At 69.7% G+C, this 18595-nt stretch carries 17 protein-coding genes; 11 read left to right on the top strand and 6 right to left on the bottom strand.

From position 1 onward, the window contains the following. Positions 1-11: 11 nt before the first annotated feature. Both ilvD and FOH10_RS10830 read left to right on the top strand, forming a co-directional pair. The gene (ilvD, locus tag FOH10_RS10835; protein WP_143980614.1) at positions 12-1895 is read left to right on the top strand and encodes a dihydroxy-acid dehydratase; all 1884 of its coding nucleotides are present in this window, start codon (positions 12-14) and stop codon (positions 1893-1895) included. A gap of 143 nt (positions 1896-2038) precedes the next feature. Continuing rightward, the gene (locus tag FOH10_RS10830; RefSeq protein WP_221937952.1) at positions 2039-2629 is read left to right on the top strand and encodes a hypothetical protein; all 591 of its coding nucleotides are present in this window, start codon (positions 2039-2041) and stop codon (positions 2627-2629) included. Between the two features lie 84 nt (positions 2630-2713). Here the strand turns inward: FOH10_RS10830 and FOH10_RS10825 are convergent, their stop codons facing one another. From FOH10_RS10825 to FOH10_RS10815, 3 genes are all read right to left on the bottom strand, one after another. Further along, positions 2714-4675, bottom strand: coding sequence for an MFS transporter (locus tag FOH10_RS10825; protein WP_143980613.1), 1962 nt, complete (start codon positions 4673-4675; stop codon positions 2714-2716). A 183-nt stretch (positions 4676-4858) separates the two neighbouring features. Next, positions 4859-6358, bottom strand: coding sequence for a hypothetical protein (locus FOH10_RS10820; RefSeq protein WP_143980612.1), 1500 nt, complete (start codon positions 6356-6358; stop codon positions 4859-4861). 155 nt (positions 6359-6513) lie between these two features. Further along, positions 6514-7134 carry a LysE/ArgO family amino acid transporter gene (locus FOH10_RS10815; protein ID WP_244961869.1) on the bottom strand — a complete coding sequence of 207 codons (621 nt, stop codon included), beginning with the start codon at positions 7132-7134 and terminating at the stop codon, positions 6514-6516. Between the two features lie 73 nt (positions 7135-7207). Between FOH10_RS10815 and FOH10_RS10810 the strand changes: the two genes are divergently transcribed. From FOH10_RS10810 to FOH10_RS10790, 5 genes are all read left to right on the top strand, one after another. Continuing rightward, complete coding sequence (locus FOH10_RS10810; protein WP_143980611.1) at positions 7208-8116, top strand: LysR family transcriptional regulator ArgP; 909 nt, start codon at positions 7208-7210, stop codon at positions 8114-8116. Positions 8117-8281: 165 nt separating this feature from the next. Next, on the top strand, positions 8282-9502 hold the full coding sequence (locus FOH10_RS10805; RefSeq protein WP_143980610.1) for an AI-2E family transporter: 1221 nt from the start codon (positions 8282-8284) through the stop codon (positions 9500-9502). A 101-nt stretch (positions 9503-9603) separates the two neighbouring features. Beyond that, positions 9604-10689 (top strand): S-(hydroxymethyl)mycothiol dehydrogenase, encoded by a 1086-nt coding sequence (locus FOH10_RS10800; RefSeq protein WP_143980609.1) that lies wholly within the window; start codon positions 9604-9606, stop codon positions 10687-10689. Next, entirely contained in the window at positions 10689-11315 is a 627-nt protein-coding gene (locus FOH10_RS10795) for an MBL fold metallo-hydrolase (RefSeq protein ID WP_143980608.1), read from the top strand. Before FOH10_RS10800 ends, FOH10_RS10795 begins: the two co-directional genes overlap by 1 nt. A 43-nt stretch (positions 11316-11358) precedes the next feature. Next, on the top strand, positions 11359-11628 hold the full coding sequence (locus FOH10_RS10790; protein ID WP_039818523.1) for a helix-turn-helix domain-containing protein: 270 nt from the start codon (positions 11359-11361) through the stop codon (positions 11626-11628). Between the two features lie 40 nt (positions 11629-11668). Here the strand turns inward: FOH10_RS10790 and FOH10_RS10785 are convergent, their stop codons facing one another. Then, on the bottom strand, positions 11669-12769 hold the full coding sequence (locus FOH10_RS10785) for a glutamate--cysteine ligase 2 (RefSeq protein WP_143980607.1): 1101 nt from the start codon (positions 12767-12769) through the stop codon (positions 11669-11671). 201 nt (positions 12770-12970) lie between these two features. Between FOH10_RS10785 and FOH10_RS10780 the strand changes: the two genes are divergently transcribed. Beyond that, positions 12971-13306 (top strand): TfoX/Sxy family protein, encoded by a 336-nt coding sequence (locus FOH10_RS10780; RefSeq protein ID WP_143980606.1) that lies wholly within the window; start codon positions 12971-12973, stop codon positions 13304-13306. 3 nt (positions 13307-13309) lie between these two features. On the opposite strand, the gene FOH10_RS10775 is transcribed toward FOH10_RS10780, so the two are convergent. Beyond that, the gene (locus FOH10_RS10775; protein ID WP_143980605.1) at positions 13310-13915 is read right to left on the bottom strand and encodes a TetR/AcrR family transcriptional regulator; all 606 of its coding nucleotides are present in this window, start codon (positions 13913-13915) and stop codon (positions 13310-13312) included. A 102-nt stretch (positions 13916-14017) separates the two neighbouring features. Here FOH10_RS10775 and FOH10_RS10770 point away from each other — a divergent pair, with 102 nt between their 5' ends. The 3 genes from FOH10_RS10770 (at position 14018) to FOH10_RS10760 (ending at position 16463) form a co-directional block, all read left to right on the top strand. Continuing rightward, a complete protein-coding gene (locus FOH10_RS10770) occupies positions 14018-14887 on the top strand; it encodes an alpha/beta fold hydrolase (RefSeq protein ID WP_186000788.1) in 870 nt (289 codons plus the stop codon). Positions 14888-15052: 165 nt separating this feature from the next. Next, a complete protein-coding gene (locus FOH10_RS10765; RefSeq protein ID WP_143980603.1) occupies positions 15053-15565 on the top strand; it encodes a L,D-transpeptidase in 513 nt (170 codons plus the stop codon). A gap of 178 nt (positions 15566-15743) precedes the next feature. After that, a complete protein-coding gene (locus tag FOH10_RS10760; protein ID WP_029932252.1) occupies positions 15744-16463 on the top strand; it encodes a Mut7-C RNAse domain-containing protein in 720 nt (239 codons plus the stop codon). Positions 16464-16491: 28 nt separating this feature from the next. Here the strand turns inward: FOH10_RS10760 and FOH10_RS10755 are convergent, their stop codons facing one another. Then, positions 16492-18567 (bottom strand): alkyl/aryl-sulfatase, encoded by a 2076-nt coding sequence (locus FOH10_RS10755; RefSeq protein ID WP_244961865.1) that lies wholly within the window; start codon positions 18565-18567, stop codon positions 16492-16494. Between the last annotated feature and the right edge of the window lie 28 nt (positions 18568-18595).

Below are 18595 nucleotides of genomic sequence, written 5' to 3'. Positions count from 1 at the left end.
GAGGTGGCGAGATGCCGGAATTGCGGTCACGGACGGTCACACACGGCCGGAATATGGCGGGCGCGCGGGCGCTCATGCGCGCCAGCGGCGTGCCGTCGGCGGATATCGGCCGCAAGCCGGTGGTCGCGGTGGCGAACAGCTTCACCGAATTCGTGCCGGGCCACACCCACCTCCAGCCGGTCGGCCGGATCGTCACCGACGCCATCCGCGCGGCCGGTGGCATCGCCCGCGAGTTCAACACCATCGCGGTGGACGACGGCATCGCCATGGGCCACGGCGGCATGCTCTACTCGCTGCCCTCGCGCGACCTCATCGCCGATTCCATCGAGTACATGGTGAACGCGCACTGCGCCGACGCTCTGGTGTGCGTCTCCAATTGCGACAAGATCACTCCCGGCATGCTGATGGCCGCCCTGCGCCTGAACATCCCGACCGTGTTCGTCTCCGGCGGCCCCATGGAGGGCGGCACCGCGGTGCTGGTGGACGGCACCGTGCGCAGCCGCCTGGATCTCATCGCCACCATGGCCGACGCGGTCTCCCCGCTGGTGTCCGACGCGGATATGGACCGCATCGAGGAGAACGCCTGCCCCACCTGCGGTTCCTGCGCCGGCATGTTCACCGCCAACTCGATGAACTGCCTGACCGAGGCGCTCGGGCTGGCCCTGCCCGGCAATGGCACCACCCTCGCCACCCACACCGCCCGCCGCGCCCTGTACGAGGCGGCGGGACGCACGATCATGGATCTGACGCGCCGCTGGTACGACAACGGCGACGCCGGGGTGCTGCCCCGGAACCTCGCCTCCCGCAAGGCTTTCGACAATGCCATGGCCATGGATATCGCCATGGGCGGATCCACCAACACCATCCTGCACCTGCTGGCCGCCGCCCAGGAGGCCGAACTCGACTACACCCTGGCCGATATCGAGGCCATGTCACGGCGGGTGCCCTGCCTGTGCAAGGTGGCGCCGAACGGCCCCTACCTCATCGAGGATGTGCACCGCGCGGGCGGCATCCCGGCCCTGCTGGGCGAATTGGACCGGGCCGGACTGCTGCATCGGGATGTGCGCGCGGTGCACGCGCATTCGCTGCGGGAGTGGCTGGATGCCTGGGATGTGCGCGGCGACAACCCGATTCCGGAGGCGGTGGAGTTGTTCCACGCGGCTCCGGGCGGGGTGCGCTCGGCGACGGCGTGCTCCCAGTCGCGGCGCTGGCATTCGCTGGATCTCGATGCGGCGCAGGGCTGTATCCGCGACATCGGCCACGCCTTCACCGCGGACGGCGGCCTGGCGGTGTTGCGCGGCAATCTCTCCCCCGACGGCGCGGTGGTGAAATCGGCGGGGGTGCCCGCGGCCCTGCACACCTTCACCGGACCGGCCGTGGTGGTGGAATCGCAGGAGCAGGCCGTCGAGGCGATTCTCGCCGACCGGGTGCGGCCCGGGGATGTGCTCGTGGTGCGCTACGAGGGGCCGCGCGGTGGGCCGGGCATGCAGGAAATGCTGTACCCCACCGCGTATTTGAAGGGGCGCGGCCTCGCCGACAGCTGCGCCCTGATCACCGACGGCCGCTTCTCCGGCGGTTCGTCGGGCCTGTCCATCGGCCACGTCTCCCCCGAGGCGGCGGCGGGCGGCCCCATCGCCCTGGTCCGCGACGGCGACACCGTCACCATCGACATTCCCACGCGCGCGATCACTCTCCATGTCGACGCCGGCGAACTCACGGCCCGCCGTGCCGCCCTGGTCGCCGGCCCCGGCTACCGCCCCCGCGACCGTCAGCGCCCGGTGTCGCTGGCCCTGCGCACCTACGCGCTGCTGGCCACCTCCGCGGACCGGGGTGCGGTGCGTGACGCCGCCGCACTCGAGGCCCGGCAACCCGATCGCGCCGGGGCGACCGGGTAGTCACCGGGCACGGCCGGACCACGGATGGGTGGTTTGCCCGCCCGGCGGGCTCGCGCCTCGAACGCCCGGATGCGGTCGGTGCGCCCGTCCCGACCGGCGAATTCTCGGCTGCGACCCAGCCGCGGTATTTGTAGTCTGCTGCTGTGTATCAGCAGGCAGCGGAACCGATCGTGATCGATGTGGCGCGGGGTACGAAGGGGCGGGCCTTGGCCGGGATGCTGGTGGCGGGCGGTTTCGGCCTGGTGGTCGTGGTCAGCGCGGCCACCGGCGGGGTATCCGGAGGCCGCGTCGCCGAGGTGGCCGCCATGGTGTTCGGAGCCGTGCTGCTCATAATCGCGGCGGTCGGCCTGCTGGGCTGGCGAATGCTCACCCGACCGCGTCAGCTGATCCTCGACCGGAGCGGTATTCGCTGGCACGATCCACAGGGCGCGCCATGGGCGGTCGGCTGGGCCGAACTGTCCGCGATCGCGGTATCGCGCACCGTGAATCGTGCGCCCGGGCGGCCTCGGACCACCATGGTCCGACTCGACCTGTTCCCCATCGATCCCGAGTTTCGGAACCGGCACCCGGAGATGGATCACCTGTGGGAGTTCCACAAGGGCCGCGACGGCTACCGGTTGCCGTTCGGTTCCGCGGGTGAGCTGGTCGCCCCGCTCGACGCGGCACTGCGGCAGTGCGCGGGCCCGCGTTACCTCGGCATCCGGGACGAGGGTTACACGGTCGGACTGTTCTGACGGCGGCACCGCTGCGCTCGGGTGCGGCCGACTGCGGCGAGCGCCGCGACGGTCGGGCACCGCATCGCGTGCCTCGGCCGCTCGCTACCGCTGTTCCATCGTCTCGAGTTCGCGTCGCACCCGCTCGTCGTGTTCGGCGGCCTCCTCGGCGGCGCGCCGGGGACTCCAGTGGCCGGACATGAAGAACACGAACGGAATGAAGATCACCTGCGCCGCCAGGCAGATCCACCACCAGGTCTCCCACTGTTCGGGCGAATCCGCGCGGGCCTGCTGCACCTCGGTGCCGTGCTCGGCCAGGTAGTCCCGGTCTTCCTCGGGAATGTCGGCGACGGCCTGCAATTCGGCGCTCGCCTCGGTCAACTGCGGCCCCACCCGGCTGGCGACGGCCAGATCGGTCGGCGGCACCCGCTGTGCCGCAACCAGTCTCGCGGCGGCCTGCTCGGTGGGGATGCCGAACTCGCGGGCGATCTGCTCCACCGCGGACTGCCGCGCCGCCGTATCGTCCGGATCGACGAAAACGGCGGTGAGCGTGGCGGTGTCGACCGCCTGCAGCGTCGCCAGCTCCTGTGGGAACTCGGCATTGAGCGTGAGGGCGGTCTCGATGTCCTCGGCGTCGGCTCGGGTGAGTGCGGTCAGCGCCCGCACCTGGGCGTCCATATCGTTCGGATCGCGGCCGAGTTCGGCCATGGTGTCGGCCCCGACGGTCTGGATGGTGGCGATCTCGGCGCTGTAGCGCTGCTGGATCTCCTGAAGCCGCGGCCCATGGTTGACCAGCGTGCCCGCCGCGGTCACCACGAACAGCAGCCCGAGCAGGACGAAGGTGACCACCGTGCGCAGAATGCCGCCCCACACCGCGAGTCCCACCGCCGTGGCGGCCGGATTCACCTTCTCCACCGTCTCGGTGAATCCGGCCATCCAGGTCGAGTAGGCGATACCGGTGCCGACCGCGATGACCACCATGACCAGTGCGAAGGTGTAGTAGTCGGTGCCCGCGATATCGGTGAGCTGGATGAACATGAACAATCCGATGATGCTCACCACGGCCCCGATGAGCATGAACGGTTTGCGCACCTTCATCCGGTCGGAAATGATGCCGGTGCCCACCAGGGCCACACCGCTGGCGATCCAGTACCAGTTGCCGAGGGCGTTGGCCCGCGCCGGGGTGAACCCGAAGTTCGTGGCCATGTACACCGGCAGGAACGAGATGATGGTGTAGAAGAACGCCAGGAACAGCGCGATGGCCAGGGCCGAACCGAGGATGTCGAAGCGCATCATCTGCTTCCACTGATTGCGTTCCAGCCGTTGCACATCGAGCCCGCGGGCCCGTGCCTCGACCAGTGCCCGATCCCGCAGGCTCACCATGATCTGGTCGCGCAGCGCCGGACTGAGTTCCCGCAGCCAGATGAGCGCCACCACCGCGACGACCAGACTGATCACGCCGCACAGCCGGTAGTGGTACTGCCAGTCCGGATGGGCGTCCAGGGTGCGGGAGGAGATCTGGGTGGTCACCAGCGCGCCCAGTACCGGCCCGAGCGTCCAGAATCCCATGGCGGAGGCGCGATCCAGCTGCGGGGAGAAGTCGCGCACCAGCGCGGGCGTCGCCACCAGGACCGCACCCTCGACAATGCTGATCAGCGTGTAGACCACCAGGAAGGATTCCCTGGTGGTGGTCGCGGGTACGGCGAACAGGGTGAGCAGGGTGCAGATGATCGCGCCCCAGGCGACGATGTTCGCCCGGCCCCAGCGATCGATCACACCGGCCACCACCGAGGCCACCGCGCCGAAAGCCGCTCCGATGATGAAGATTCCGATGAAGTAGCGGAAGGTCAGGCCGAAGTACGCGATGAGTTCATTGCCCACCGCACCGGCCACGAACAGCTGGTAGTACAGCACCACCGAGGTGACGACCACGACGGCCAGATACCAGTATCGGGGTCCGGTGTCGGGATAGTGCGGTAGTTTCCGGCGCCACAGCCCCGTGACGAGGGTCGGGGCCGGTTCCGCGACGGGTGGCGACGGGGGGACGGCGGTGGGGGTCGTGCTCATGATCCGTATCCCTTTCTGGCCACGGCAATCCGTGGTGTGAAACAGGGTACGACCAGAACGTGATCCACATCACTGTTCCGCGGAATGAAGACCAACCGGTTGCGGCCGGGGTGGGCTCGGTGACCAGCGCCGCGCTCCGGGCGACCGCGACGCGCGGCACTGAACGCCCGACCACCTACGTGGTCAGCGGTCGCGGCGGAAGTACAGGATGTGGTCGCCGTAATCGGTGAGCGGTCCGGCCTCGGCGGCTTGGCGGATGCCACTGGCGGGCAGCCGGGTGAGCTTGGCGAACATCGGGGTGTTGCCGAAGGCCGCGCGCACCTGGGTCTCGGAGGCGTAGTCCGCGCCGTATTCGGCCAGGGCGGCGAAGTTCAAGGGAGCCAAAGGAGTGTCGAGGGACGCCGGACCGGCCGGGCGGCCCAGGGCGGCGTACTGCGTGGCCGCCCCGTCGTCGTACCAGCACAGCTCGTAGGCGAGATTCTCGGTGGTGGTCACGCTCACCACCGGCCAGTACTTGGACAGCCGCAGCGCCAGTGGATGCCGTCCGACCGGCGCGACCTCCCATTTCAGGCTCTTGACCGAAATCCAGTGCTCGGAGCTGCGTTCCAGGAGCACCACATCGTCGCCGAGGGTCTGCTCCGGATTCGATCGCGGCTCGGGAATACTCCAGTGCTGCTGGCTGACACCGAGGAAGGCGGTGGAGTCGACGACGTGGGCGCCGTCGGCGGTGTAGGCGGCCAGCACCGCGGCCCGCACCTGCTCGAGGGCGTCACCGTCGGAACAGCGCACGCTCAGCGCGCCGAAGGAGTCGGCGATCTCCACCGGTTTCGACGGCAGGTCCGGAAGCGCCCCGGGCGCAAGGGGTTTCAGCCCCACCAGGGCCAGTTTCCAGTTGATCTCCTCGATGGTGGCGAGGTCGCCGGAGGTCTGGTAGAGGATCTGCTGCTGGGTGAGGTAGCCCGCGCGATCCAGGGTGAGCGCGTCCAGTTTGGTCAGCGCGGTGACGGTCTTGCTGGTGAAACCGATTTCCTCGATCCGCATCTCGCGCAGCCGGGCGGTCATGGCCGGGGAGGTCACCGCGGTGTAGAGCTCGCGGTACATGGCCAGCGCCGGTTTGCGCTGGCGTCCGACCATGTAGGTGCGCAGCACCATATCCAGACTGGCAAGATACCGACCGGCCTGCTCGGAATCCTGGGCGAACAGCGCCGCCCGAATCCGCACCGCGTCGGATCCGGCGGCCACGGCGGCGTCCGGATCGAGCCGACACAGCCACACACCGCATTTGGACAGCGAGTCCGCACAGGCCGCGGCGGCGTTCGGATAGGTCTGCGCCACATAGCGATACGCATTGCAGGCGTCACGAATGGTGTGCGTGGCCAGCTGCCGGTGCCCGATGGTGCGCGCGGCCTGTTCGAACAGCCGCAGCGCGTCCTGCACCTTGCCCGCGAAACGCGCGTCGACGCGTCCGGCGGTGAGCCAGCGCAGCCGGATGTGCACCGCCTCCTGCGCCGGTTCCAGCGCACCGGGCGATCGGTCCCGCACCGAGTCGTCGTTCTTCGTGGCCAGCAGCGCCGTGGCGAGTTCGTACAGCGAGTCCGCCAGTCGCAGTTCGGCTTCCGCCGATCGGTCCGCGGCTTCCCGCCGATCCGCTGCCACCCGACGCTCGATGGCGCTCAGATCCATCGCGATCCCAACTCCCGCATCACCTCCGCGTCCGGTCGACCCGCGACCGGGCGCGCATCTGTCGCCCGAGTCTGCCACAGGTCGCGCCCACACCGCGCCGGACCGCGGCAATCACCCGTTCCGACCAGCATCGCGCCAGCGACCGGGCCGGGCGGCTAACTCAGCAGCAGCCCCACCGCCAGTCCCGCCATCACCAGGGCGATCACCGAATCCAGTACCCGCCAGGCGGTTTTGCGGGCGAACAGCGGGGCCAGATACCGCGCGCCGAAGCCCAGTGCGAAGAACCACAGCAGGCTGCCCAGCATCGCCCCCGCGGCAAGGAACCAGCGATCGGGTGTGGCGAAATGACTCGCGTAGGAGCCGAGCAGCACCACGGTGTCGAGATAGGCGTGCGGATTGAGCCAGGTGACGGCGAGGCAGGTGGCCACCGCCGCGCCGAGCGCCATGGAATTGCCGGTGGCGTCGCCGACCAGCGAGCCGCCGCTCAGGGCTCGCCGCGCGGCGAGCGTCGCATAGCCGAGCAGGAAGATCGCCCCCGCGTAGCGCAGTACGGTCAGCACCCCGGGCGCGGACTGCACCAGCGCGCCCACCCCGCCGACTCCCGCGGCGATCAGCGCGATATCCGAGAGCGCCGCTACCGACACCACCACGAGCACGTGCTCCCGGCGAATGCCCTGTCGGAGGATGAACGCGTTCTGCGCGCCGATCGCCACGATGAGCGACAGCCCGAAACCGAGACCCGAGAGTGCGGCCACCGCCGCCGATGAAGCGTTCACATTCCACGACGGTAGCCAGCCAGCAATCATCAGACCAGCTAAGTATTCTTGCGTATCATTAAAATCTCTAATCATGGATCTGCAACTGGACCAGCTGCGCGCACTCGACGCGGCCGTCACCGAGGGCACCTTCGAGGCCGCCGCCCGCCGCCTGCACGTCACCCCGTCGGCGGTGAGTCAGCGCATCAAGGCGCTGGAGGACGCGGCCGGGCGCATCCTGCTGCGGCGCACGAAACCGGTGCAGCCCACCGAATCCGGACTCGCCATGCTGCGCCTGGCCCGCCAGATCGAACTGCTCGCCGGTGACACCGCGCGCGAACTCGGCGACTCGGCCCGCGAACCCGGTGACACCGCGCAGCCCGCGCCGCCGCCCATCCGGATTCCCATCGCGGTCAACGCCGATTCCCTGCAGACCTGGGTGATGCCCGCCCTGGGCCGCGTGCGGGCGGGCGTCTACCTCGAGGTCCACCGCGAGGACGAGGAGCACACCACCCGGCTACTGCGCGACGGCACCGTGATGGCCGCCGTCACCGCCACCGCCACCCCGGTGCAGGGCTGTATCGCACAACCCCTCGGAGCCATGCGGTACCGGCCGGTGGCCAGCCCGGACTTCGTGGCGACCTGGTTCGCCGACGGCCCCACCGCCAAGGCGTTCGCGGCGGCCCCGGTGGTGCAGTTCGACCGCAAGGACGATCTGCAGTACAAGCTCATCCGCCGCCACAGCCGCAAACCGCTGGACCCGCCCTGCCACTACATTCCGTCCTCGACGGGTTTCGGTGCGGCCATCCGCCTGGGCCTGGGCTGGGGCATGATGCCCGATATCCAGGCCGCCGACGATCTGGCGGCCGGCCGCCTGATCGCCTTCGACCCGCGCGGCGTGATCGACGTACCGCTGTACTGGCAGCAGTGGCGGCTCGACTCCCCCACACTGCGCGCCATCGCCGACAGCATTGCCGAGGCCGCCGCCGTCGCCCTGCGGTGAGCCCGGACGCCGGTGCGTGATGTGTGCCGCTCCCGGCGGAATCCGACTCCGCGCCACCGCCGATTCCGACCGGTCTCGTGCCAAACTCGACGGCATGTGCGAGCGATCAGAAGACACCGCCGAGCTCTCGCTCGTGACGTTGCCGAGCGCCGGCGAGGGGGCGGCATGAGCGACCGAAGTGAGCGAGCGGACGACACGGCCGGGCGAGCGGACGATACAGCCGGGCTTCGCGAAGACACCGCGGGGTCAGCTGCCGGCAGGAAACCGAAGCCGTCGGTCGGGGTCCCCGACCGCGGCGAGGTGATCGGCCGGGGTCTGCTGTGGCTGGCCAAGTGGTCGCTGTGCATCGTCGCCATCGCCGCCGGTGCGTGGGTGCTGGGTTGGATCACCGCCAAGATGTGGGTGGCCGTGCTGCCGATGGCGCTGGCGGTGGTGATCGCCACCGTGCTGTGGCCGCCGACGCGCTGGCTGACCCGGCGCGGCTTGCCCCCCGCCGCGGCCGCCTCGCTCACGGTGTTCGGACTGCTCGGTGTGCTGGCGGGCATCATCGCGCTCCTCGTGCCGTCGGTGGCCGACCAGGCCCCGGCGCTGGCCGATCAGGCCACCGAGGGCGTCAACCGGGTACGCGACTGGCTGCGCGGCCCGCCGCTGAATATCCAAGAGGAGCAGATGAATTCGGCCGTGGACGCGATCGTGTCCCGGTTGCAGTCCAGCGCCGAGCGCATCGCCACCGGCGTTTTCACCGGCGTCAGCACGGCCACCTCCGCCATCGTCACCCTGTTCCTGACGCTCGTCCTGGCGTTCTTCTTCGTCAAGGACGGCCCCCGGTTGATGCCGTGGCTGCACGGTCTCACCGGCAGCCGCAGCGGTCGCCACATCGAGGAGGTGCTGATCCGGATCTGGGACACCCTGGGCGGATTCATCCGCACCCAGGCGTTGGTCAGCCTGATCGACGCGGTGCTCATCGGCGCCGGTCTGGTGATCCTCGGAATCCCGCTGGCCCTGGTGCTGACCGTACTCACCTTCCTGGGCGGCTTCATCCCGATCGTGGGCGCGTTCGTGGCGGGCGCGCTGGCGGTGCTGGTCGCCCTGGTCGCCAAGGGGGTCCCCACCGCGCTCATCGTGCTGGCCATCATCATCGTGGTGCAGCAGCTGGAAGGCAATGTGCTGCAACCGGTGCTGCAGAGCCGGACCATGCGGATGCACGCCGTGGTGGTACTGCTGGCGATCACCGCGGGCGGTTCGCTGTGGGGCATCGTCGGGGCCTTCCTGGCGGTGCCGGTGGCCGCGATCGTCACGGTGGTAATGCGCTACATCGGTGAACAGATCGACGCCGCCACCGCGCCTCCGCCGGTGCCCGAGGAGGAAACTACCGACCAGGCATGACAATTCGTGCCAGGCGGCCGGATCGGCGGTCAGGCCACCGCAGGGACTCATGCGAATATGCGAAGGTGTGAGTCGTATCAGGTGATAGGAAGGGAAACTCCGTGGCACAGACGGTGCGCGGCGTGATCGCACGCTCGAAGAACGCTCCCGTGGAAGTGACCGAGATCATCGTGCCGGACCCCGGCCCGGGCGAAGCCGTGGTCCGGGTGCAGGCCTGCGGGGTGTGCCACACCGATCTGCACTACCGCGAGGGCGGTATCAACGACGAATTCCCCTTCCTGCTCGGTCACGAGGCCGCGGGCGTGGTGGAATCCGTGGGCGCGGGCGTCACCGACGTGGAACCCGGCGATTTCGTCATCCTCAACTGGCGCGCGGTGTGCGGCACCTGCCGCGCCTGCCGCAAGGGCAAGCCGTGGTACTGCTTCTCCACCTTCAATGCCGACCGACCCATGACGCTCACCGACGGCACCCCGCTGACCCCGGCCCTGGGCATCGGCGCGTTCGCGGAGAAGACGCTGGTACACAGCGGCCAGTGCACCAAGGTGGACCCGACGGCGTCCCCGGCCGCGGCCGGACTGCTCGGCTGCGGTGTGATGGCCGGGCTCGGCGCGGCGGTGAACACCGGCGCGGTGGGCCGCGGCGACAGCGTGGCCGTCATCGGCTGCGGCGGCGTGGGCAACGCGGCCGTCGCGGGGGCGCGGCTGGCCGGGGCCACCACCGTCATCGCGGTCGATATCGACGAGCGGAAGCTGAAGTGGGCCACCGGTTTCGGCGCGACCCACACGGTGGACGCGGCCGCCGAGGACGCGGTGGAACGGATTCGGGAGTTGACCGACGGCTTCGGCGCGGATGTGGTGATCGACGCGGTGGGCCGCCCCGAGACCTGGAAGCAGGCGTTCTACGCCCGCGACCTGGCGGGCACCGTGGTACTGGTCGGCGTACCCACCCCGGATATGACGCTGGAGATGCCGCTCATCGACTTCTTCTCCCGCGGTGGATCGTTGAAGTCGTCCTGGTACGGCGACTGCCTGCCCTCGCGTGATTTCCCGTACCTGATCGAGCTGTACAAGCAGGGACGCTTCGATCTGGACGCCTTCGTCTCGGAGACGATCTCCCTCGACGACGTGGAGGCGGCGTTCACCAGAATGCACCGCGGCGAGGTACTGCGCTCGGTGGTGATGCTGTAGTGGCCCGTATCGACCACACCGTCACCTCGGGCACCTTCAGCTTGGACGGGCAGACCTTCGATGTCGACAACAATGTCTGGGTCGTCGGCGACGACCACGAATGCGTCGTCATCGACGCGCCGCACGATGTGGCGGCCATCCTGGCACTGGTCGGCGATCGCCGCGTGACGGCCGTCCTGGCCACGCACGCCCACGACGACCACATTCGGGTCGCGCCCGAATTGGCCCGGGAGACAGGCGCTCCCATCCTGCTGCACCCCGACGACCTGGTGCTGTGGCGGCTCACCCACACCGACCGGATGCCCGACGGCGAACTCGTCGACGGCGCGGTGATCGAGGTGGCGGGGACCGCGCTGCGGGTGTTGCACACCCCGGGCCACGCTCCGGGCGCGTGCTGCTTCCACGCTCCCGACCTCGGCGTGGTCTTCACCGGCGATACGCTGTTCCGCGGCGGTCCCGGGGCCACCGGCCGCTCCTACTCGGACTTCTCCACCCTGGTCACCTCCATCGCGGACCGGCTGCTCATCCTGCCGGACGACACCGTGGTGCACACCGGACACGGAGAATCCACCACCATCGGGGACGAAGCGCCGCACCTGCGTGACTGGTTGCGCCGCGGACAGTGAAATCGCCTGTGCGCGATCTCATATCAGAGATACCGTGGATGATATGACCGAAGGCATCGAGCTACTCGGATCCGGGCAGACGGCGCTGCGGCGCATGACCGACGACCGCCGCCGACTACTCACCGATCTGGTGGCGGCGCGGCGGGCGGCGCGCCTGTCGCAGACCGAGATCGCCGCCCGCATGCACACCTCGCAATCCGCGGTGGCGCGCCTGGAGGCCGGGCAGGTGGATGTGCGCATCTCCACCCTGGAGCGCTACGCGGCCGCCATCGGCAGCCGCATCACCTGGGAACTCGACCCCGGGGTGGGGTGACCACGGCACGGTGAAATTTGCTGCCGCGCGGGAATTGTCGTCAGCGGCAGGTGGACAGGGTGGCCTCGGCCAGTACGTCCAGCACATCACCGAGGTCGCCGCGCACGCGCAGGGCCGCGCGCTGACGACGCGCCCCGTTGCCCCGATCCAACAGGGCGGCGACGGTTTCGTCGACGAAGGCGCGGTCGCCGAGTTCGTCCAAGGCGGGCGCGAGGTGATCGACGAAGCGGCACAACAGTTCCCGCATCGGAAGCGGCTGGCCGCACACCGGATCGATGCCGTCACCGTCCAGACCCGAGCGGGCCGCCCACCAGTAGGCCGCGCGCAGCACGTCGTCGGGGACGACGGGCGCGCACCGCCCGGCCTCGAGATGGCGGTGGGCCGTCATGACGGCGGCCCGGATCAGGGTCGCCAGCAGGGCGGTCTCCTCGACGGTGGCCGGAACATCGCTGACGCGGATCTCGACGGTGGGAAAGCGAGCCGAGGGGCGGATGTCCCAGTAGACCATCTTGCGGTCCAGGATCACGCCGAGCGACAGCATCCTCGCCACGGCGGCGTCGTAGTCGGCGGCCGAGGCGAAACGCGGTGGCGCACCCGCGCTGGGCCAGCGCCGCCACAGCACGCTGCGCCAACTGGCGTATTCGGTGTCGAGGCCGTGATAGACGGACGAGTTGGCGGTGAGCGCCAGCAGCAGCGGCAGCCAGGGCCGCAGGTAGTCGCTCACCCGCAGGGCCGCCTCGCGGTCCGGGACCGCCACGTGCACATGGCAGCCGCACAGTCCCTGCTCGTGGGCGAGCAGGCCGAAATTCGCGGCGATGCGCCGGTACCGCGGCGTGGCGGTGACCGGCTCGTCCGGCGGCACGGTCGGCGGCACCGCCACCGCCAGCAGCAGCGCGTCGTTCTTCTCCGCGCACGCCGACACCCCGCGCCGCAGCTCGCGCAGCTCCCTCAGCAGCTCCGGGGTGGTCGAATGCACGCGGGTGTTGATCTCCACCTGGCAGCGGGTGAGCTCCAGTTGCAGATCGATGCCGAGATCCGCGGCGGTCCGGGCGACGTCGGCGTTCCTGCCGACGGGAATGCCCGTGCGCGGATCCACCAGCAGCAATTCCTCTTCGACACCTACCGTCGGCGGGGTTTTCACAATGACCGAGTACCCCCTGATCACGTCCTGTGACACCGACGCCGCAGGACTCGGACCCGATTCAGCATGACGGGTGGCATCCACCGGCCACAAGGTGCGACCGGTCGGCACCAACGCCTTCGACCGCCGAGCAAACCCGAGCCCCGCACCCCGTGCGCGGCGGCCGCACGTATCTGTCGGTGCCTCGGTCCACAATGCGGTATGGCGTATGACGAGGTACTCGCGGAACGGATACGGGACGCCCTCGGCCCCGTACTACCGGATGTGACCGAACGGAAGATGTTCGGCGGTCTCGGTTTCATGGTCAGCGGAAATATGGCGGTCGCCGCCAGCGGTCAGGGCGGACTGCTGGCGCGGGTGGACCCCGCCGAGACCCCGGAGCTGCTGCACCGCGACTTCGTCGCGACCATGGTGATGGGCGGACGCGAGATGCGGAACTGGCTCCGCGTCGACGCCGCCGCACTGGAAGATGATGCGGCACTGGAGGAATGGGTGAGCCGCTCGGTGGCCTACGCACGCACCCTGCCGCCCAAGTAGTGCTCAGTCCGCGGGGCCGAAAAACCGGTCCAACAACCGGTCGAGGAGGACCACCGCTTCGTCGCGATTCGGGTAGCCCCCGGCCAACCCTTGACTGAGGCCGCCGACGGCCATGACGATCACCGCCGCGTCGACCTCCGGGTCGACGGGTAGATCGGGGTCGAGCCGAAGTGTTCGCTCCAGTTGGGCGGCGACCAGGTCGACCAGGAACTTCGGCGCGCCCACCAGGTCGCCCAGGGCGATGTCCCGACCCGACATCATGGCCTGGTTGAACGCCCCGAGCACCACGGTGTCCGCGCGCCGCCGCTCGTCCATCGGCAGCAGCGACAGCAGGATCGCTCGGGTCGCCGCACGCGGTGAGGCTCCCTCCGCCAGCTGTTCCAGCGCCGCCGCGAACCGCTTCCCGCCGTCCTCGACCACCGCCCGGTGGGTGGCGAGCAGGAACTCCCTCTTGGTCCCGAAGTAGTACTGCACCAGGCGCACCGAGATCCCGGCCTCGGCCGCCACCGATTGGAAGGTCGCGGCCTCCAACCCGCGTCCGGCGATCACCCGACGCACGGCGTCGGTGATCTCCCGCCGCCGCTGCTCATGGTCGACCAACCGAGGCATATCCGCTACCACCCCTTCTCGTGCGAGCCGGAAAGACTTCATGGTACGCCCATATCATTTTTATGGTACGTTCATATCATCAAAGTCGATGAAGGGGTGGCGATGGCCAAGATCGGACGATTCAAGAACGACCGGGCACGCGCGGCGTACCTGGCGGTGTACGACGAGATGGCGGCGCGGTCACCGATCCCGTTCGACGAACAGCGGGTCGAGACCTCCTTCGGGACGACCCATATCAGCCGATTCGGTTCCGGGGACGCCACCCCGCTGGTCCTGCTGCACCCCGTCGGCGGCAACGGCGCGGGCTGGGCCCCGGTCATCGAGGGGTTGAGCGCGGACCGGATCGTCTACGCCCCGGACACCATCGGCACCCCAGGCAAGAGCGTGCAGACCGCGCCCATCACCGCGGCGGCCGATTTCGGCGCCTGGCTCGACGAGACGCTGGCCGGACTCGGCGTGGACCGGGCGCATCTGCTCGGCTACTCCGACGGCGGCTGGCAGGCGGCCGTGGCGGGCTTGCACAATGCCAAGCGGCTGGCCAGCGTCACCCTGGTGGAGACCGGCGGCGTGCTGAGGATCCGCTGGAGCGTGCTGCTGCGGATCATGCGCTTCGCCGTCGCGCCGACGGAGCGGAACATGCGGCGGCTGAACCGGTGGCTGATGCCCGGGGTGGAGGTCTCCGAGCTGGATGCGCGGGCGGCGCGGGCGTCGGTCGGCTATCGACGGCAGCTGCCCTGGGGGACGGTGCTCACCGACGCCGAACTCGGATCGTTCACCATCCCCTCGCTCTGGGTGTTCGGAAGCGAGTCGGTGCTCGTCCGCCCGGCCGCGGCCGCCGCCCGCCGCGTGCGTGAGCGGGTGCCCGCCGCCGAGGTCGAGGTGTTCGACGGCCTGGGCCACGGGCTGTTCTTCGCCAATGCCGACATCGTGGTGCCGCGCATCGTGGACTTCCTGCGGCGACACGACGGCTAGTGCGCCGAATTCGACCGTCACCGCGTGTTTTCCCCGCATATCCCGGGGCGCTCAGGCAAGAATGACCCCTACACCTCCAGGTGGTAATGCTCGACGAGATGGTCCCATCACCCCGACCGGCGTCACTCGGGGCGATGGGGCACGGGTAGAGAGGTCACGGACTTCATGAGCAGTAACCGCAGTATCGGTCAGGCCACGCGATGCGCCGTCTATCTCGGCATCGCTTCCGCCGGACTCGCCCTGGCGGCGCCCGCGCAGGCGGAGCCGCTGTGGCCCGGTGGGCCCGACGTCCCGGGCGTCCCCGCGATCGTGCCGCCGGCGCAGATCACCGCCCCGTGCACGATTCCCGAGGCGCGCGCCTGCGTTCGGCTCTCCACGAACGAGGCATGGTTGATCGACAATCGCAAGGTGACCTTCGGCCCGACCCCGATCTCCCACGGTATGGCGGGCTACCGGACGCCGCCGGGCGCCACGCGCGTCTTCATCAAGAAGGAGTTCCACTGGAGCACAATGCATCACGCTCCCATGCACTACGCGATCTTCTACAACGGCGATATCGCCTTCCACGTGGGTCCGATCGAGCGGGAGTCGCACGGCTGCATCCGCATGACCTGGGATGGGGCGCGCGCGTTCTACGACTACCTGAATATCGGGGATCTGGTCGAGGTGGTGCCGTAACCGGCAACACCGGGCACACACCGGGGCGGGTTCGCGACACCGCGAACCCGCCCCGCCCGTATCCGCACCCGAGCGCCGACGGCACGACCGCGCCGCCCGGCATCCGCAGGGGACCGCCCCGTGTCGGCATCGCCGCAATCCGCTGGCCGCGTCCCCGCCGCGCTGGCATGCTGACCGCGTGGACACCTCGGGGATAACCGTCGATTTCGCGCCGGAACTGGGACCGTTCCTGCCCGCCCGCCGGCGCGGCGCGCCGATGACGGCGCGCGTGGACGGCGTCTCCACGCTCGGGCACGTGGTGGAATCGCTCGGTGTACCGCTCACCGAGGTCGGTGAGCTCCTGGTCGACGGTGCACCGGCATCCGCCGCCCACATTCCGACCATCGGGCAGACCGTGACGGTGCGCGCGGTGACGCGTCCCCAACCCGTCGCGAGCCCGCGCTTCCTGCTCGATATCCACCTCGGCACCCTGGCCCGCCGCCTCCGCCTGCTCGGCGTGGACGCCGCCTACGAGAATCCGGATATCGGCGACGCGGCGCTGGCCGCCCGCTCGGCCGCCGAGCGGCGCATCCTGCTCTCCCGCGACCGCGGTCTGCTGCGGCGTCGCGAAATCTTCGCGGGCGCTTACGTCTACAGCCACCGGCCCGCCGAACAGCTCGACGACGTGCTGTCCCGCTTCGCGCCGCCGCTGCGCCCCTGGACCCGCTGCACGACCTGCAACGGCCCACTGCGCGAGACGGATCGGGAGTCGGTGCGGGCGCTGCTGCCCGCGCACACCGATCACTCCTACGACACCTTCGCCCAGTGCGAGGACTGCGGTCAGCCGTACTGGAAGGGCGCGCACCACGCCCGCCTCGACGCGATCGTCGAGCGCGCCCGACAGCGTTACGGGGCCTGAACTCGCACCGCCGCCCCGGCACCGCGACTCAGGGCGTGACGATGGCGAACTCCGGGTCGGGTGTGTCGAGCACGTCCCGCAGCTGCTGGAGCCGCAGCGGATCGCCCGCGACCCGGACCTCGCCGGACTTCACCGCATCGATCATGGTCACGGCACCGGTGAGCACGCCGACGAGCGTGGCGCGGGTGAGGGTGAAGGTGGCGTCGGCGGGGACGCTGTCCGGTTCACCGGGGACGGTGTCGTAGTGGACGAGCACGCCGTTGCGCAGATCGGCACGGTGCGTACGGTTCTCGTCGGTGACCACCCAGTCGGTCACCAGCCTCGTATCCCATGCCTTCGGACCGTCGACGCGTAGGGCCACGGCGTCGAACACCTGCTCCACGGTGAGCGCCGCCGCCACGCCCGCCGCATCGGCCTTGGTCGGGGTGCCGAACGGACCGTTGCGCAGTTCGTGCGCTCCGGAGAGGTAGAAGTTGCGCCAGGGCCCGTTCTCGGATCCGTACGCGAGTTGCTCGAAGGTGCTGGCCTGCAACATCTTCGCCGCCTCGTGCGCCGGCTCGGCGAAGATGAGGTAGTCGAGCACCTGTGCCGCCCAGCGGTAGTCGCCCTCGGCGTAGGCGGCCCGCGCGGTCCGCAGCACTCCGTCGGCGCCGCCCATGGCGGCGACGTGCCGCTTGGCGGATTCGACCGGCGGATGCTCCCACAGATGCGCCGGATTGCCGTCGAACCAGCCCATGTACCGCTGGTAGATTGCCTTCACATTGTGGCTGACCGAGCCGTAGTAACCGTGACTCGACCAGGCGGTTTCGAGAGCGGGCGGCATGGTCATCAGCTCGGCGATCTCGGCGCCCACGTACCCCCGATTCAGCAGCCGCAGGGTCTGATCGTGCAGGTAGCCGTAGGTATCCCGTTGCAGCCCCAGCCATTCCACGATCCGCTCCGACCCCCAGGTGGGCCAGTGGTGGGAGGCGAAGGCCACCTCGGACCTGCCCCCGTACAGCTGGATGGCCTCGGTCAGATACTTGGCCCAGACGTGTGCGTCGCGCACCAGGGCACCGCGCAGCGTGACGATATTGTGCAGGGTGTGGGTCGCGTTCTCCGCCATGCAGAGTGCGCGCCGATCGGGGAAGTAGAAGTTCATCTCGGCGGGAGCTTCCGTACCGGGCGTGATCTGGAAGACGACCCGCACGCCGTCGATCGTCTCCTCCTGCCCGGTGTGGGTGATGTCGCGGGTCGGCGGAATCAGGCTCACGGTGCCGACCGAGGTCGTCATGCCCAATCCGGTGCCGACCTGCCCTCGATCGCCGCGCGGCAGGGCCGCACCGTACATGTAGGCCGAGCGCCGGGCCATGGCCGTTCCGGCGTAGACGTTCTCCGCCACCGCGTGTTCCAGGAAGCCGCGCGGCGCCAGCACCGGCACCCGGCCCGCGCGCACGTCCTCGACGGTGACGACGCCCTGCGCGCCGCCGAAGTGGTCGACATGTGAATGGGTGTAGATCAGACCGGTGACCGGCCGATCGCCCCGGTGGGCGCGGTACAGCGCGAGCCCGGCCGCGGCGGTCTCCACCGAGATGAGCGGATCGATCACCACGATGCCGGTATCGCCCTCCACGATGGTCATATTCGACAGGTCGAGCCCGCGAATCTGATAGATCCCCGGCACCACCTCGTAGAGCCCGCGCTTGACCACCAGCTGCCCCTGCCGCCACAGGCTCGGATGCACCGAATTGGGGCAGCCGCCCTGCAGGAAGTCGTAGGAGTCGCTGTCCCACACCGTCTTTCCCTCGGCGTCGGCGATCACTCCGGATTCCGGCGCGGCCAGGAAGCCGCGGTCGGCGTCGGCGAAATCGGCGGTGTCGGTGAACGGCAAGGTGTCCCGCGCCTGCCGCTGGCGCGTGAGCACGTGGTCGCTGGGGTCGACCGGATTCCGGCTGGGCCGCTCCTCGGCGCTCGCCCGCGCGTCGTCGCCGCAGGCGGTGGCCGCGGACCCGACACCCGCCGCCATCAGCGCGGCGGCCCCGGCGCCCAGTACGCCGCGCCGGGACAGCGCGAGGCGTCCGGTGCGGCGGGTGTCGTCGGTGTCGGCACGGTGGTCGTCGACCATCACTGCTCCCTTCGCTATTGCAGTGAGA

The organism is Nocardia otitidiscaviarum (assembly GCF_007362295.1).
GTDB lineage: Bacteria > Actinomycetota > Actinomycetes > Mycobacteriales > Mycobacteriaceae > Nocardia > Nocardia otitidiscaviarum.
This window is presented reverse-complemented; position numbering and strand designations above follow the sequence as displayed.

Excerpts from the sequence above, each read along its gene's own strand:
- FOH10_RS10825 (WP_143980613.1), bottom strand. The coding sequence starts at position 4,675 with ATGAGCACGACCCCCACCGCCGTCCCCCCGTCGCCACCCGTCGCGGAA.
- FOH10_RS10805 (WP_143980610.1), top strand. The coding sequence starts at position 8,282 with ATGAGCGACCGAAGTGAGCGAGCGGACGACACGGCCGGGCGAGCGGAC.
- FOH10_RS10770 (WP_186000788.1), top strand. The coding sequence starts at position 14,018 with ATGGCCAAGATCGGACGATTCAAGAACGACCGGGCACGCGCGGCGTAC.
- FOH10_RS10780 (WP_143980606.1), top strand. The coding sequence starts at position 12,971 with ATGGCGTATGACGAGGTACTCGCGGAACGGATACGGGACGCCCTCGGC.
- FOH10_RS10755 (WP_244961865.1), bottom strand. The coding sequence starts at position 18,567 with ATGGTCGACGACCACCGTGCCGACACCGACGACACCCGCCGCACCGGA.
- ilvD (WP_143980614.1), top strand. The coding sequence starts at position 12 with ATGCCGGAATTGCGGTCACGGACGGTCACACACGGCCGGAATATGGCG.
- FOH10_RS10790 (WP_039818523.1), top strand. The coding sequence starts at position 11,359 with ATGACCGAAGGCATCGAGCTACTCGGATCCGGGCAGACGGCGCTGCGG.
- FOH10_RS10820 (WP_143980612.1), bottom strand. The coding sequence starts at position 6,358 with ATGGATCTGAGCGCCATCGAGCGTCGGGTGGCAGCGGATCGGCGGGAA.
- FOH10_RS10775 (WP_143980605.1), bottom strand. The coding sequence starts at position 13,915 with ATGCCTCGGTTGGTCGACCATGAGCAGCGGCGGCGGGAGATCACCGAC.
- FOH10_RS10765 (WP_143980603.1), top strand. The coding sequence starts at position 15,053 with ATGAGCAGTAACCGCAGTATCGGTCAGGCCACGCGATGCGCCGTCTAT.
- FOH10_RS10810 (WP_143980611.1), top strand. The coding sequence starts at position 7,208 with ATGGATCTGCAACTGGACCAGCTGCGCGCACTCGACGCGGCCGTCACC.